14 protein-coding genes and 1 pseudogene are annotated in these 15,601 nt (G+C 63.3%); 4 read left to right on the plus strand and 11 right to left on the minus strand.

Translation table 11 applies throughout. The features are described from left to right. The first annotated feature begins 132 nt into the window (after positions 1 to 132). On the plus strand, positions 133 to 477 hold the full coding sequence (locus tag ABH924_RS24020) for a hypothetical protein (RefSeq protein WP_404502930.1): 345 nt from the start codon (positions 133 to 135) through the stop codon (positions 475 to 477). Between the two features lie 531 nt (positions 478 to 1,008). Here ABH924_RS24020 and ABH924_RS24025 read toward each other — a convergent pair. The 8 genes from ABH924_RS24025 to ABH924_RS24060 all read right to left on the minus strand — a co-directional run bounded on the left by ABH924_RS24025 (position 1,009) and on the right by ABH924_RS24060 (position 8,501). Further along, on the minus strand, positions 1,009 to 1,461 hold the full coding sequence (locus tag ABH924_RS24025; RefSeq protein WP_404502932.1) for a hypothetical protein: 453 nt from the start codon (positions 1,459 to 1,461) through the stop codon (positions 1,009 to 1,011). Between the two features lie 321 nt (positions 1,462 to 1,782). After that, a complete protein-coding gene (locus ABH924_RS24030; protein WP_404502934.1) occupies positions 1,783 to 2,490 on the minus strand; it encodes a hypothetical protein in 708 nt (235 codons plus the stop codon). A 66-nt stretch (positions 2,491 to 2,556) separates the two neighbouring features. Then, positions 2,557 to 3,780, minus strand: a complete 1,224-nt coding sequence (wecB, locus tag ABH924_RS24035) for a non-hydrolyzing UDP-N-acetylglucosamine 2-epimerase (protein WP_404502936.1) — start codon at positions 3,778 to 3,780, stop codon at positions 2,557 to 2,559. Between the two features lie 72 nt (positions 3,781 to 3,852). After that, positions 3,853 to 4,449: an archaeosortase/exosortase family protein gene (locus tag ABH924_RS24040; protein ID WP_404502938.1), complete on the minus strand. Its 597-nt coding sequence runs from the start codon at positions 4,447 to 4,449 to the stop codon at positions 3,853 to 3,855. Continuing rightward, entirely contained in the window at positions 4,446 to 5,834 is a 1,389-nt protein-coding gene (locus ABH924_RS24045) for a glycosyltransferase (RefSeq protein ID WP_404502940.1), read from the minus strand. The genes ABH924_RS24040 and ABH924_RS24045 overlap by 4 nt, the downstream gene beginning before the upstream one ends. 769 nt (positions 5,835 to 6,603) lie before the next feature. Continuing rightward, entirely contained in the window at positions 6,604 to 6,819 is a 216-nt protein-coding gene (locus tag ABH924_RS24050; RefSeq protein ID WP_404502942.1) for a hypothetical protein, read from the minus strand. Between the two features lie 8 nt (positions 6,820 to 6,827). After that, complete coding sequence (locus tag ABH924_RS24055) at positions 6,828 to 7,502, minus strand: hypothetical protein (RefSeq protein WP_404502944.1); 675 nt, start codon at positions 7,500 to 7,502, stop codon at positions 6,828 to 6,830. A gap of 423 nt (positions 7,503 to 7,925) precedes the next feature. Then, positions 7,926 to 8,501: a hypothetical protein gene (locus ABH924_RS24060; RefSeq protein ID WP_404502946.1), complete on the minus strand. Its 576-nt coding sequence runs from the start codon at positions 8,499 to 8,501 to the stop codon at positions 7,926 to 7,928. Between ABH924_RS24060 and ABH924_RS24065 the strand changes: the two genes are divergently transcribed. Next, positions 8,482 to 8,820, plus strand: a complete 339-nt coding sequence (locus ABH924_RS24065; RefSeq protein ID WP_404502948.1) for a hypothetical protein — start codon at positions 8,482 to 8,484, stop codon at positions 8,818 to 8,820. The genes ABH924_RS24060 and ABH924_RS24065 overlap by 20 nt on opposite strands. Before the next feature lie 1,479 nt (positions 8,821 to 10,299). Continuing rightward, positions 10,300 to 10,674, plus strand: a complete 375-nt coding sequence (locus ABH924_RS24070) for a lipopolysaccharide assembly LapA domain-containing protein (protein WP_404502950.1) — start codon at positions 10,300 to 10,302, stop codon at positions 10,672 to 10,674. 1,320 nt (positions 10,675 to 11,994) lie between these two features. Here the strand turns inward: ABH924_RS24070 and ABH924_RS24075 are convergent. Next, positions 11,995 to 12,435, minus strand: a complete 441-nt coding sequence (locus ABH924_RS24075) for a hypothetical protein (RefSeq protein ID WP_404502952.1) — start codon at positions 12,433 to 12,435, stop codon at positions 11,995 to 11,997. Positions 12,436 to 13,272: 837 nt separating this feature from the next. Between ABH924_RS24075 and ABH924_RS24080 the strand changes: the two genes are divergently transcribed. Beyond that, positions 13,273 to 13,584, plus strand: a complete 312-nt coding sequence (locus ABH924_RS24080; RefSeq protein WP_404502954.1) for a hypothetical protein — start codon at positions 13,273 to 13,275, stop codon at positions 13,582 to 13,584. 555 nt (positions 13,585 to 14,139) lie between these two features. On the opposite strand, the gene ABH924_RS24085 is transcribed toward ABH924_RS24080, so the two are convergent. Continuing rightward, positions 14,140 to 14,580, minus strand: a complete 441-nt coding sequence (locus tag ABH924_RS24085; protein ID WP_404502956.1) for a hypothetical protein — start codon at positions 14,578 to 14,580, stop codon at positions 14,140 to 14,142. An 85-nt stretch (positions 14,581 to 14,665) separates the two neighbouring features. Further along, positions 14,666 to 15,601 (minus strand): annotated as a pseudogene (locus tag ABH924_RS24090) (hypothetical protein); the annotation flags it as partial.

The raw sequence follows: 15,601 nt of genomic DNA on the forward strand, positions 1-15,601 counted from the left end.
GGTCCGCGAACCCACCGTGAAGCCTTCCATCCTGGCCCGAAATGCCGTGAGTTCCCGCTCAGAACACTTCAGTCCGGCTGAACTCACGGGAAACCCAGGACTCCTGAGCGTGTCCCCAGGGGCAATCTAGGTGTGGTTGAGTTTGGCCGCGGCGTCGGCGTCCAATCACTGACCAACGGGATCGTGGACACAACTACCGCACACGGCAAACTCGTCTTCGGAATGTTCGCACTTATGGCCGAATACGAAGCCGCCTCCTCCACGAACGCACCCAGGCCGGGCTCATCGCCGCCAGGGCGAGAGGACGCAAAGGCGGACGCACACCCAAAAATGACCCGCGAGCTCATCAACAAGGCCCAGCGCATGAACGACGCCCGACAATTCACCATGGCCGAAATCGCAGCCTCCTGCGCCGTCACCCCCATGACCATCTATCGCAACATCCAAACCACCAAACCCATTCCGGAACATCCTTAGCGCCAACGGCTGTACGGAAACCCCGAACCGGCAAGCCAACGGCCGGACCGGAGGGCTTTGACCATAGCCAGGTCCGGCGCATCAGCAAACTCTCATCGCGGGCGCCTTCACAGGGCTTACCCGCGCACGGGACCAGGAGATACAGGTCCTATCCTTGGAATAGTGGCCACCGTACCGACTGATTGAGCATCCGCCGGTACGGTGGCCATTACTACCTATCTCGTTCAGGTGCGGGCGCGTCTGATCGAAGACATCACCGCGGGCAAGCAGATCCCTGGTCTCAAATTCGCGCTCGACCTCGACGTCGTTCTCTTCATCCTCAAACAGAACCTTCAGGTCGGTGACTCTTCCGTTCCCGGAGCCAGAACCCAGCCACACCTAGATTGCCCCTGGGGACACGCTCAGGAGTATTGGGCATGCAAGGCGACCGTGGGCGGGCCCGGTTGTGCGAGGGGAATACGGGGCCGGTGTTTTCGAAGGGCCTCGGATTCCGCTCGCGGGCTCGAGGGCGTACCGCGCGCATGAGCCTGGTCAGGCTGTCGCGGCCGTCCTGCGCTTGCGGACAAGCCACACCCCGCCGGCGATCGCGGATGCGCCGGCGAGAGGGCCACCGCCTGCGATCGGATCGATCATCGGGGTCGAAGCCGAGGCGGCAGTTGTGTACCCGACTGTCACGGTCCCTCCCCCCATCTCGGGATTCCCGGTGGCCGTGAGCGTCTCCGATCCGGTGAGGGTCGTGTTGTATGGGGCTGAGGAGGAGATGGTCAGGGATGGGGCAGAGAAGTAGGCCGTGGACGTGGCGGTGGCGGAGCTGGCCGGAACGGTGACGCTGGTCGCCGGGCAGGTCAGGACGGTGTTCCCGGAGCTGAGCACGCATCCGGTGATCGTCGTTGTGGCGCTGTAGGTGCCGGTGGTTGCGTCGAAGGTCTGCACGGTCGCCGCGGCTAAGTTGAACGTTGAGAACTGTGGAGCATTGAAGGTCACCTGGCCGGTGAACGTCTGGGAGGTGGTGGTGTTGTTTCCCTGTTCGACGGCGTAAATGAAGGCGTTGGTTTCGCCGGGCGCGTAGGTGCCGGCGGTGATTCCGCCTCCCCCGGCCGGGCGGGTTGCGGCACTGACTTCGTTGTTTTCATCGTTTCCCTTTCGAGGGTTTCAGCCCAGCAGAGGGGCCGCTGAGCCAAATGGTGCTAAACGCCCCGGCCTGCTGCCGGCTGCGTTTCCGTTCGGTCTGCTGTTTCCTTTCACACGGCAGAGCGAGTGGCGGTTGGGGCTGCGCCTTGTATACCGTGCCCGGTACCGGCGCAACTAGTCCTGGCGGATGGTCTTGGTGAGTGACCACGCGAAGAAGGCCGGGACCAGGGTGAGGGAGACCAGCGTGGAGATGAATTGGGGGTCCCATCCGTGAATCGATTGGGTGAAGACCATCGCGAGAATGCCTGCGCCGGAGTTCAGGAATCGTGAGGTGATCTCCCCTGGAGCGTCCTGGCGGATGATGGCCAGCGCCAACCCCGCGAGGCTGGTGGCGGCCATGGCGATTGCGGCGAAGGCAATGATCCACTGGGCCATGTAGTCGTTCAGGGCCGTCGAATAGATGGCCAGGACTACCAGTGCGATGTTTCGTATCGTGGCTAGCCAGCGGGTAGCGGCCGGCAACGATTCCGGTGTTGTCGGGGAGGTTTTCAGCATGGCCAGAATGAAGCCCCGGACTGCCATGAGGGCGGTCAATGCCGCGATGAAGATGGTGGTGCTGAGCTGGTTGGCGTGGATGACTCCACGTCCTTCGGCACCCCACCACAAGATCAGCGAGCCTGCTGCGGCGATAAGTACTTCAGCAAGGAACGGTACTGTCTGGGTTCCCGCCGGAAGGGGCTTGTGTGGTGTCGCTTCGGGGCGTGATCGCAGGGTGGCGGACTGGCCCGGTTCCTGGCCAAGGATTGGTGCCGTGGTGGTGCCCGGGGACTGACCGGGGGCCGCCTGCCGGGGCGGCTGTTCTGGCGAGAGCTGGGTGGTCATACGTCTGGTCCTTCTGCTGGGTGAGGGTGTGGCATCCGGACGGGCTGTCCCTGCCGGGCGGGAGGATTACATCCACTCCCATTTGGGCACCGTTTCTGCCAGGCTTGCGTCGACGAGTCCGTCGTGGAAACGGGACGCGATCGTGAGGGGATACCGGGACGCAGCCTCGGCGATCGCCTCTGCAGGCGTTGCACCGTCCGCAATCCTGACGGCGATGGCCGCAATGCGGTCGCTGGCCATGCCGTCACCGTAGGGAGACGGGACGGAAGCCAGTGTCTGTTCCCGGTTGCCGGTCAAGAGATGGTTGGCGGCGTGGCTGATGCTCTCTCCAGGAGTGAGCAACTGTGCGAACCCGGCCTCAATGGACTCAGGCCTTTCGGTGCTGCGCCTTACGACAAGCAGAGGCTTCTTCAGCACGGTGCATTCTTCCTGCAGTCCGCCGGAGTCCGAAACCAGCAAGCTCGCCGAGCGGGCCAGACGCAGGAATTCGTGGTGCGGCACCGAGTCGACAATTGATAAGCGATCGGCGTGGTGCTCGAGTCCGAACTTCCGCATCGCGGCGCGGGTGCGTGGGTGGGCGACGAACAACATGGGCACGGCTATCTCGGCAAGTCCGGACAGTATCCGTTCAAGGGCTTGCCTGGTGTCGGTGTTTTCGGGTCGGTGGACGGTGGCCAGTACGTACTCCCGGCCCTCGCTCCACGGCAGGTTGATCCGGCCGGCGGGACCGGCGAAGCTGTCCGCCCAGGCCAAGGACGCTTCGGTGGCTTCGACGATGGTGTTTCCGGTGACTGCGATCCGGTTGGAGTCAACGCCTTCGAAAAACAGGTTCTTGCGGTTGCTCACGGTGGCGGCGCAGTGGACGTCCGCGAGTGTCCCGGCCACGAGCCGGTTGATTTCTTCGGGCATCGCCCGGTCATGGGACCGCAGCCCGGCTTCGACATGGATGACCGGGATTCCGGCGTAGTTGGCGGCCTGGGCAGCCGCCGAGACGGTGTTCGTGTCACCTTGGACAACCACAACTGATGGCTTGTTGCGCTCAAATTCCTCGGCGAGGGCTTTCATGCAGGTGGAGATCTGCGTGGCCCGGTTCTGCCCGCCGACTCCTTCGAGGACGACGTCCGGAGCCGGGAGACCCAAGTGTTTGCGTACCTGGCCGGAGAGTTCATCGTCAAAGTGCTGCCCGGTGTGGATCAGCCGCGCACGCTCGCCCAGATGCCGGACGACGAGCGCTAGCTTGATCATTTCGGGTCGCGTGCCCATGACGACTGCGACGTCGGAATCGATCACTTCATGCTCCTTGGATGGTGCGGTGGCACCGGTTCTTATGGTGGGCTGGGTTCGCCGCCCGGTGGCGGTGGTTCAGGGTTGTCTCCGGTGTCCGGCCGATCGCCGGGCTTTGGAGCGTTTGTTTGGTTTGAGCGTGATCCACAGAAGGATCAGGAAGCCGAGGGCGAAGGCGGCCAGGGCTATCAGGGATCCGATGAAGCGGTGCCCGATGGCGTAGCCGAAATCCATTCCCCAGGTCTGGGTCGTCCACGCGATCAGTCCCAGACGGAGCTGGTTGATGACGAACGTGACGATCGCGGACACCGCGAAGGCACAGATGGCGCGCAGCGACCCGACCCGTGTGAACATCAGCATGAGGGCGCTGACTACGGCGAGTGGGGACACCAGCAGCAGCGCGGTGCATTCCATGGTGATATCGAAAGCGATCAGTTGGTGCCCGGGCAGGTACACCAGGAAGTGCGTGTCATGAGGTCTGACGCCCCCATTGATGAGGGGGTTCAGCCAGGAGGCCAGGACCCGGGCTTCCGTGGTCCGGAATTCAGTGGCGTTCACGAAGAGAAAGGCAACCCCTGCCAGCAGCCCCAGCCCCAACAGCCAGCGGAAAGTCCGCAAGGCGGGCGAAATGGGAGTCAGAGGCGCCGCGAATCGGCGGTTGATTGCAATGCTCATGAGTGGGCCTGACCTAGTACGTTCGGGTGGTTTTCGGAAACGGATCTCGTTCTGGGGCCTGGTTCGGCCGTCCGGGCCGTTTTGGTCCATCCATGCTGCCCGCGGACGATCCGGTAGAGGGCGCGCCAGACACAGGCATAGGAGAGGTAGTTGGTGATCACGAATGCGTGGCCCATCTTGAGTGCTCCGAATAAGCCCAGGGTGTGGTCCCGCCGGTAGGCCACGGCGGCTGTCAGCAGCGCCGGCCAGAACCCCAGGAGGTACCAGACGACGGCGTAGACCGCCACGGAACCGATGCCCCATTGGGTGATGTTGACGCTTCCGAACATGAAGGCCAGCTCGATCAGCACCAGGTGGTACAGGACGGACCAGGGCAGGTCGAAGATCCACGGAACCAGGACGTAGAGGGTCATCTCAATGGAAGCAGCGTGGCTCATCTTCGTTGATCGGAGGATATCGGGCAGTCTCTTGGCAGTCAGCATGTGTCCCTGGTACCAGCGCGTACGCTGCTTCAGCAGCGCCCTGAACGTCTCGACCCCCTGCTGGTCGACGGCGGCCAGCGGGGTGGAACTGGTTTTCCAGCCGCGCGTGGCCATGCTGACGGTCAGATCAAGATCCTCCGTCAAGGAAGCCGACCACGGGCTGTCACCGACCTCCAAAAGAGCGCTGAGCCGGGCGAATTGCCCGTTCCCGCCGAGGCTGACGCTGTTTGTTCGCATGCGGCCGAACTGTGTCAGCGCGGACTGGGACCAGAATTGGTAGTCCTGGAAGCGGAGCAGAAAATTTGTGGCTCGGTTCCGGATCCTCACAGCCAGCTGGACGCCCCCGACCTCAGGATCCTCGAAAACGGGCAGCACCTCTGTCATGGCGCCCTCGGAGAGCTGTCCGTCGGCATCCATGACACAGACAATGACCTTGTCCGGGTCGAGCTGTTGGTCGGCAACGTCGGCCAGGAGGCGGGCAAAACCTGCGTTCAGCGCAGCACCTTTGCCCTTCCTTGCGTCCGGGAGGTTCCGGCGGACGAGGATGACCTGCCCCTGGCCTGCTTCACGGGCGAGGGCACCCGTGCGGTCCTCGCTTCCGTCGTCGATGACCACAATGCGCGCCTTTCCCCCCGGATGCAGGAGCCCCGCTACCGTGGAGGCGATGACGGCTTTCTCGTTCAGGCACGCCACCATGAAATACGTGACGTAACCGGTCAACATGGCTTTGCCGGGGATGGGTTCGAAAGGCTTTCCATAGATGAAATGGCTTTGATAGCCCAAAGATGTCTTGTCGCGGCGGAGTTGACTTATGCCCATTCCGACGTTCAGAAAGAAGTAGGCGGCCGAGAGTGCCATGACGAAAGTCGCCAAGGCGTTCGTTGTCGCCCAGAACATGGTCATGCTTTGAGACCCCCATGATCAGTAAATTAATGAAAGGAAATAGCCACAGAGAGTGCCGCGTGAGCACCTATTGCCAAGACCCGAAACCCGCCTGTGCCTCGCATGCCTGCCGATCCCATCCGTTTTGCTCCCGCAGCATCGCTGCTGCGCCCGTGATGTTGAAAGTGCCTGGCGCGCCGGTGAGTGGCTTCCCTCTGGGAGGGAGATAAAAAACAACAACCTCGTGGGCGCCATAGTGATGGTCGTCCGTCGAAGACTTCTGAAAGCCGCCTATACCGGGACGTTCACCGGCCTGCCGAGACGCATCGCCGCCGATACGCGGGTCACGCCGTCTTTGGGCCCCCGTGTTCGGCACACCGAGGGTCTGTGGGTTTGGGGTACCTCGGGTGATACCGCCACGGCGGGCAGGTGCAGCCTGGGTAGCGGTTCGTCGGGCGCTGCCAATAGCTGTCCGCCCCCACCCCGACTACAAAGAGCCGCTTGCCCTCTTCCTCGCTCATGACTCCCTTTCTGGGTTCACCTGTCCAAGCGGCAAGTAACTGTCCGCGACGTGCTGTGCTTTCGGAGTAAGAAGTGCGGCCGGCCACATGGCGTGGCCCGGCCGCACCCTCTGCCGGTTCGGCAGAAACGCGCTCCCTCCGGAAGGAGGCCGGAAGGTGCGCAATCCGGGAACGCTTCCCGCTCGTCCACGAGTACTCCACCGTGCGGACGGGCGAGCTGCGTCTCCCCGGACGTTTGGAACCTTCGGTCCCGTCAGGGATCACAGCTTTCAGGCTGCGGTGTCCTCCGGGGCCTTGGGTGCGCGGATTGCCGCGATCCTGAACAGCAGAACACCGCCGAGGATCAGCGCAGCCGCGATCAGTGCGATGGAGAATGATTGGAAACCGGTGTAGGCCAGCGATCCCGCTCCTGCTACTCCGCCGCCGGCCGCGGTGATGATTCCACCTCCGCCGCCGATGCTGGGACCTCCTGATCCGTACGCCATCAGAGCCCTTAAACTCCGTCGCCGGCACGCCGGCGACGCTTGAGGACCACTGCGGCGCCCGTTCCCACAACGAGAACCCCGGCGCTGAGACCGACCAGCGGGTCAACCATCGGGGTCGAAGCGGACTGCACGATGTTCACGTCCAGCGTGCCGTTGGTGATGGTGTAGTTGTTGCCACTGGGATTGGGGTCGGTGAACTGCATCGAGGCCGCTGCAGAGAACGTTCCGGGGGTCGCCGTCGGGCTCACTGCCACTGTGGGGCTAAACCGGAAGTACCCGTTGGCCGGCCAGCCGCTGTTCCCGCCGTTGGCCGACGTAATGTTGCAGCTGAGCGTGGTCCCTCCACCACCCACCGTGCACCCGGTCAGAGTGGCGTTGTTCGCTCCAAAGGTTGTCCCGTCCGAGGAGTAGGACGTCGGAACGGTGGACTGGGCAGGGAATGTCGTACCCGCCGGAGCATTGAAGGTCATGGTTCCACCCGACGGAGGGAGGGTGCCCGACCCTCCCGTGTTCTTGTACGTCCAGTCCAGCGTCGCGGTCGAACCCTGGACAGCCTGGACCACGGTGGGCTGGTTCTGTCCGATGAATGTGGTGGCGAAGGCCGGCGATGCCACGGCAATGGATGCCGCCGCCAGCAAGGGCGCGACGACCCACCTGACGCGTCGTTTGGTGATCGAACTCATTGATTCTTCTCCTTCTTACTTTTTTCACAGACGGCTGCTTCCAGCGGGCCTGGTCCGCTTCTTTGTTTCCCCCAACGGGGTTCTTCGCACTAATGCCCATATTTACAACTCCTGAACTCATCTCTCCCCCGGCCCCGTCGAAGAACCAAAATTGAACGACCCGGTCCGGGCACAATACGGATTGGTGATCCTCCTCATCGATTGGTGTAACCGCCGCCGCCAAGTGTTGATCGACGTGCCCCGGACGACCACTGATTTGGACCCGATCGAAACCCGCCGCCTCCCGTCCGGGCGGCAGACTGCTTTCTGGGCGCGCACGACACGGCGATGTACTACCTGGATCCTGGAAATATCACGGCATCCTTACCCATCGCACCGCAGAACAACATCCGGCAGCCTGCCGCTGGAACGGGAGCCATGAATCTAGGCGGATTGCCGGTTACGACGACGCACCAGGAGAATCGCCCCGCCGACGGCCAAAACGGTCGCCAAAACACCGCTCCCGACCAAAGGGTCAACCATTGGTGCGCCGAGCCCGGGACCGGTTACCGTGGCGGTTGAGGGCGCGGATGTCACCGCGGCGCCTGTGGCCGGTGTGCCCGTGGCCACGGCGGTGTTCGTTACACTCCCCGAGTTGGTATCTGCCTGCGTCACGGTATATGTAGCCACACAAGTCACCGAGGCCCCCGGCGCGAGAGAGGCTGCGCCTGCAGGGCAACTGATCACCGGGGCAGTGCCCGTGCCTGAGAACGCCGTCTCGGAGACCGTCACCGGGGCCAGAGTCACGTTCCCAGTGTTTGTCACGAGAAAGGAGTAGTTCAGAACCTGCCCGGCTCCCGTCAGGGCCGTTTCGGCGACGGACTTCGCCAGCGAAACCGCAGGGGCGGGGACATCGGGGATGGTAAAGCTGATGGGGAAGCTGTCCGTAGCGTGCAGTTGAGCCGGAGTTCCCGAATTCAGCGCCGTGATAGACCCGACGTTGAACGTCAGCGAGGTCACCAATCCGGTAAACGTCACGGTGCCGCAGCCCGGCGGCGCGTTCACCGTCGAGCAGCTCAAGTTGTACGTGTCGGTGATTGTCTGGATCGTGTTGCCGCCGACGATCTGCAAATTGGTACCCGAGGCCACCGCCATCGTGACACCCGGAGTAACCAAGGTCAGATTTGCCGCCGTATTGTTCGTTGTCGCCGTACACACACCGTTGACACAGCTTGAATTCGAAGCGATCGACCCTAGCTCATTAATGTGCATGCTCGGATTGAGCACTGGCTGGGAAAAGGTGAAAGTGATCGTGCCCAGGCCCGAACATTGTCCGTAGTCCGGGCAAAGTGTGTTGTTCCCGGGAACACTCGCCGTGAATGCAGGGCTCTGGTCCGGAACGGTAGGCGTCCAATCGCCGGCCGTGTAGCCATAGCCGTTGGTAGTACCGAATCCGTTGTTTGAAGCAGGAATTGTGATACCGCCGGGCCCGCTTGTCGTCGCCGTAACCGTCACTCCGGAGGGAAAGGTGAGCGTGTTCCCCGCCCCGGTCGACGGCAGCTGGTCCGCACTCGCCGGCGAAACCCCAACGAGCGCAGTTGTGGCCAAAACACACAAAGCGGCCAATGCAAGCCCGGCAACACGCACTATCGATGCTGTCAGGCCTTTACGCCGTATCGTCTTGTGTATGGACAAAAAATAGCTCATAAGTCATCCCCTTCCCGAGGAATCCGTTCTTCAAAGTCATTGATCCGCTTGTAACTTTTCCGGTGCGCCGCTGGAGAAGATCGAGCATTTGAAGCCCCCTTTCTAGTCCGCTTGGTGGGAAATTCATTCGGGCTTGTGAACCCGTCCCGCGCACCCGACCTATACGCAGATCAAGTGCTTGTATGTTTTAAGTACCGGCCTGCGGCAAAGTGTGTTGCGAAAATTTGATCTTTTGAAGCGACAGTTTCAATAGTCTTGTTCGGGACCCACGAGCGGGTCGGTCCTGTGAATCCCGGGGCCTTCCACCGGAGGCACCTGCTCCGACTCCACAGGAGCCCTGAATACGGATCACCGTACGTTTCATGTCCTGGCCGCCGCACCGGCCGAAAACCGGGCCGACATGGCTGACCAGCGGTAACCCCGCCGCTCAGTCCCGTCGGGTAGTCGGCGCGCTTCGCGACACGATCCTGGCCTGGCGCCCACTAAGTTATTGCCTGACACGCGATAGGCGAAGAGCGGTGCGCTGGGAAGGCGCCCGTGCCGAATTCTCCTGAGTCGCTTGCCAGGCTGGGCTCCGGGCGGTGTATACGTGCGAGGTACCCGCCCAGCCCCCCACCGCCGGGTCCGGAGAGCCCGGCGAGGAGAGTGCGGTCAGGGACCAGCACTTGGCCGCATTCTTTCCTATCCACAGGGCGCCTGGAACAACCCGGGATTGTGTCCTTCGCGCCAAGTCAGTCCTGGTTCACTCACTCCTCACCATCACCGGGTACCTCCCGTCGGGGGTTTGCCGATAACGGAACCGTGCCACCTGCCCCACGCCTTCCGGCAGGTGACACCAGCGCCATGGTGCAATTCTTCGAGGCGTATGGGCACCCGGTTCCCAGGCCTGCGCCGACACCGGCTCCGATGACGGCGGCGAGGCGAAGCCATGGTTCATCGATCGGGCCGGGATCCCAGAACCGCTGATTTTCGGGTTCACTGCTAACGCCGGAACCTTGTCCCGGCGGGCGCACTCCTTCACCCAGGACCAGAACGCCCATGACCGTGACCGGCACCAAGACATGATGCGTGGATGGCTCTGATGGGCCCTTGGCCGGGTGACAATGGCGGTATGAGCTCAGAGAACGCACCGCAGCCCGGCAAGACGCCTGAACCATCGGACCCGCAGCCCTCCGCCCGGGAGGCCGGCCCGGCCCCGGCCGCGGTCCAGAAGCCACATGTCACCCGGGCTGCGGTCATCTGGTCAGCCGTAGGGGTCAGTCTCGTCGTTCTGGTCCTGTTGATTGTCTTCTTCATCCAGAACCAGGACGTGATCACGGTCAGGTTCCTCGGCTGGGAGGGCCGCCTCGCCCAGGGTGTGGCTTTCTTCATCGCCGCCGTCGGAGGCGGGATCCTCGTGGCTATCGCCGGGAGTGCACGGATCCTGCAGCTGCGCGCCGGCCAGAAGCGCCGACGCAACAACACCGGCACAGGCGCCCGGGAATAGCACCACGACCCGGACCGTCGACGACACCGGCGTCTTGTAGCGTTTGCCTAAGACCGTGCCGGCCGACGGCCTGTTTCGCCGCCCCGCGTCCGCGCCGGTTCGTAGGACTCACCCCGGCAGAAGTACGCCACGACCAGCCGTGATCATGCCCGGCCTCCCCGCAGACCGGAGCCGGGCCCCACGGTCCCGGCGGAGCTCAGGCTGAGGACCTGGCAAGGGACCCGTGCCAGGCCTGCATTTCTCGGAAATCTTCCGGGACCCGGTGAATTTAAACCCCATAATCAGCTCAGGAACAACGAGCTGTATGCGTGGGCAACCGGGAAGGGCGTTTGGCCAACGAGAACCGATGGGTTGCCCAGGACAATGTCCACGCCCATGCTTCGGCCGTTACCCGGCTGAACTCCCGCCACCAGGGCTCCGTCATGGCATACGCGGGGAACTCGCCCGGTGCGATGGGGGCCATTCATCAATCCGGAAGGCTGACCGGACCGAAGGCCGACGGACCTCGACACTGGAATTCATCGCCTCCCTCGGCGATGCCCGCCTCTACGACGTCGGAGCCCCGGTGAACTCCCGGCACAAAGCGCGAGGGCCTGCCGCAGAGCTCATCGCCGCGAAACTCACAGAACGACCGGACATCTGAATCCCCGGCCTTGGAAATCCGGGAGCGACAGACCGTCGTCTTTTCCGATGTCCGCTGCCTAGACTGGAAACGGGGCCGGTCCGGACTGGGCTGACCGGTATCTTGGCAATCGTTAGAGCGGGCAGCGTCCGAAGGGCTCGGAGCTTTTGAGCCGGCAGGAGAGCCTGACACTTCCACGGCAGCTGATGCCGCGGAGAGTGCCGCGATCCTGCGCGGGCAGGCGCAATCAATCATCAACGAGGTCCTGAACAGCACCGAACCCGAATACGAGCAAGCACGGGCAGAGCTGAGACGGACCGTCTCGCGGTACCCGGAAAACCCAGAGCTGGCATTGCTCGTGCACCTGATGAACCGGAATCAATGACATAAGAGGCACATCGCGGCCATCCACGTATACACCGGTGGGGTCGGATCGACGGTTTGTTTCTGAAGCCTGGAAGGCGGCGGACCCGGCCGCGACTTCCGTTCCTTTCTACTGATCATTCTGCAGCGCACGGCCAATTCATCGAAGCGCTCAACTGCAACCCCCACCTCATTCCGGTGGAATCCCGGCAGCAGCCCGCAAAACCAGCAAGGAACTTTCTGACCGGCTCCGCCGCGCGGCGCTCATCCCGGGATCGATGGCCGCGAACACCATGCCGGAGACCAACAAGAACCCCAAGCTGCATCCAGCGGGATCACCGGGAACTATAGCGGAAATTTGCGAGGGTCATCGTCCGTGTTTCGCCGGGCCTAAGCTCAACGATCACCGTGTCGGAGGACGCAACTGCCGACGGCGAGTTCCCGTCGGTGATCAGCGCGGACAGGGTGTAGGTGACAGAGGCAATGCCAGGGTTCCTCAGCGGGGCCGTGCCTGTCCAGATGCCGTCGGCATCAGGGACGCAATCAAAGCCTTCGCTGCCGGCGTCGATCACCGAAGCCATGACCTCGTTCCACCCGGGGGTTCCACGGGACACAGTATCGAACGGGCCTCCGGTGATGTTCAGCGAACATTGCGGGACCGCTGACCGGTATTCCCTTCCCGGCTCCCGGAATGCCGCACTGGAAGAATTTGCGTGTTCGATCGTCTGACCCGCCAGTATCCCGGCGGCGAAGACGGCCACGGCCGAGGCAGCCATCACTAGGGAACCCGTGATCCGGATGAGCACCAACCGGGACCGGGGCGACCGCCGCCAAGAACGACCCGGCTCCGGTGATCCGTGAACACGGCCCTCCGGCTCGTGCCTCATCATTCTCATATTTCTCCTCAGGTAAGAGGGCAGGACCGCAGGCCCCGTTCTGGAAATGCTCCAGGGAGCTCGTCAGGCGTGCGCATCAAAGCATCGCGATCCGCGCGCCGGGAGCCGGTCCCCGGGACCCGTGTTTCGTCCACTGTCGCGGGCAGGTGCTCCGTGGCAATTCCGGTCAATATGGGCATGATCCACCGTGCGGAGTCTTTGGTTCGTTGTAGCCGGTCATCCCGGACTCCGGTCGTTTCGTCTTCGTCAATCTAGTAGCGCCGGGCCTGGGATCGTGTCGCGGATCCCGGACCTTTGTCTGTAATGCCGGGTTATGTGCAGGGACGGCCACCCAGGCCCGAGACCAGCCGGATCCGGTTTCACCGGATGGTCCCGGCGCGCCAGCCGCATGGAACGGGGCGCCGGCACCGGTGGAGCGAGGTCCTCCTCTGCTCGTGGCCACGGACCGCGACCGTCGCAAAATTGACCGTCTTCAGGTCCTCACCTACCCGGCCACCGACCAAGCATGTGCACCGGACACCGGAGAACTGACCCGGACCCACACAGTCTGTGCCGATGTTCCCCGGAATCGTTAGGTCGGTGGCAGGTTCTGCTTCTCCGCCCCGCAGCACTGACCCGGGCAGGTTTGGCGACACGTTTAGGGCCTCATCTGCACTTAATTTCAGAGGGCGCAGACCTTTATGCGGGACCTCAAACTGTCAGCCCAGGAGATGAGCAATGAACCACATCACCATCGCGTCTTTGCCGTTCAACCTGGCAAGTCCCGATCCAGTAGACGCACAGATCCTCATCATGGCCTTGGTCCTGGTCATCATCTGGGCCTGCGCAGCGGTAAGTTTCGTCGTGATGCTGCTTTTGCTGCCTCCCCTTGGCATCGCGATCCGCCTCGTGCGGTTCAGCCGGTTGAGCCATCGGGCAGCGATCCCGGCGTTGTTGCCGGGGTCTGCCGGGGCACAACCGTCCGCTAAACGTGCCCACAGCATGCATATCCGTCGCGCACCGCGCAGGATCCAGACATCCCGGCACTGACAGGTCAAGGACCGGACGTTGCCTGGCCCGGGGTTCTTCAGGCGGGCCAGGCCGGGAGCCGTCCGCCTCCGTGGGTTCCTTGTACCAGGGCTGCCCGGGGGCTCCCAGTGAGCGCCTCGTCGCCGACTACAGCCTGTTAATTCATGAAAGGCCCAAGGCAATGACTATTCGCCGGGCGAAGGAAATCGGCGCATGGGTCTGATCGTCCGGGCCGCTGACACGTCCCTGGGCGTCCGGGCCCTGCCGCCCTGCTGCTCCTCCATCCGCGTCTTGCTGCTCGTGCCGGTTGGGACACGGCTCCGGGAAGTCGCCGGTCTGAACCCAGACCCAACCGTCCAAACAATCCTCGTTATCGCAAATAGAACGTTCCACGGATCCTCAATTTCGACGCGCCTCAGCAGCACCAGGCGATCTCCGTCATGCCCGGGCATGACTGAGATGCATTCGTGTGCGCCCCCGCAACGGACTTCACTGTCCGTGCGGGCACTCCGCCAGGCAAATCCTGCCCCGGGCCGACCCGCCCCGCCCGTTCGCGTGACCGCCGGGCTTCGGAGGCTAGGACGGCGGGAGCACGGTCGCGCCCAGGACACAACTGACGTCGGCTGGAGGCGTCTCGAGCTTCGCCGAAATGCTCCAGTCCTTCGGTTTCAGGGGCACGGCATCTTTGAGTATCTCTGTGCCTTTCACAAGTACAGCCGAGGTTGCCGGATCCACCCAGCTGACCGAGATCTGCACTTCACCTTGGGTGTCCGCCGGCATAGTGGCCGTGCCCTTGGCAACCACGGTCCCGGCCGTCTTGTCGCAGGAAGTCATGGTCGTTGAACCAATGATTCCCTTGCCGGGATTTGAGGCCGTAGGCTTCTCTGTGGTCGCGGGTTGGGTTGTCATGGTCTTTTCCGGCGCAGCTTGCCCGCTGTCCCCGCCTGAGGAAGTACACCCCGCCAGGGCGCCCGCGAGAACGATGGTGCCGAGCAGACCTGAAAATGTCTTATTCATTGGATTTCTTACTTTCTCTTTCATTACCTACAAAGACTCCATGCCGGGGATCGTACGCTCCACAACCCCCGGCACAAACGCGGCATTACCGTCGGGAACGACGCCGCCGGCTCAGCAAAACGAACACGAGGCCACCGGCAAACAATGCCAGCGCGATCGGTACCGCCGTCAGGGTCATCCCGGTGAACGCCAGCGGTCCCGTCCGGGAACCCTGAACAGGGACGACAGGGAACGTCACCACAACCCGTGCGGGGGGCGGGGTGACAGGCGGGCCGGTGGGCGGTGTGCCCGTGGCCGTGGCCGTGTTCCCCACATGCCCGGCATCAATATCGGCCTGCGTGACCGTATACGTGGCCGTGGCCGTGACCGCCTGGCCCGGCAACAACGTCCCCGGGGTCCCCGGCCACGTGTAGACCAGGGCCGAAAGACCAGCCATCGGATCCGCGATCACTACGCCCTTCAACGTCACGTTGCCCGTGTTCTGGGCCGCGAAGTGATAGATAATGACGTTCCCGGCCACAGCCGGCGAATGCACAGCCGACGCATCTGCCGTCTTTGAGAACGACAGGCCGGCCCCCGAGGACAGCGGGGTGTCAGTGTGCGCCGGGGGCGGCGTGACCGGCGGCCCGTTCGGGGGCGTCCCGGAACCGGTGGCCGTGTTCGCCACATGCCCGGCATCGATATCGGCCTGCGTGATCGCGTACGTCGCCGTGGCCGTGACCGCCTGGCCCGGCAACAACGTCCCCGGGGTCCCCGGCCACGTGTAGACCAGGGCCGAAAGACCAGCCATCGGATCCGCGATCACAACGCCCTTCAACGTCACGTTCCCGATGTTCTGGGCCGTGAAGTGATAGGTAATGACGTCCCCGGCCACAGCAGGTGAGCCCACCGCGGACGCGTCCGCGGTCTTTGAGAACGACAAGCCCGGCGCCGGGGTCAGCGGGGTGTCCGTGGACGGCGGGGCCGGGGTGACCGGCGGCCCGTTCGGGGGCGTCCCGGAACCGGTGGCCGTGTTCGCCAC

The organism is Arthrobacter sp. GAS37 (assembly GCF_044908325.1).
Classification (GTDB): domain Bacteria; phylum Actinomycetota; class Actinomycetes; order Actinomycetales; family Micrococcaceae; genus Arthrobacter; species Arthrobacter ramosus.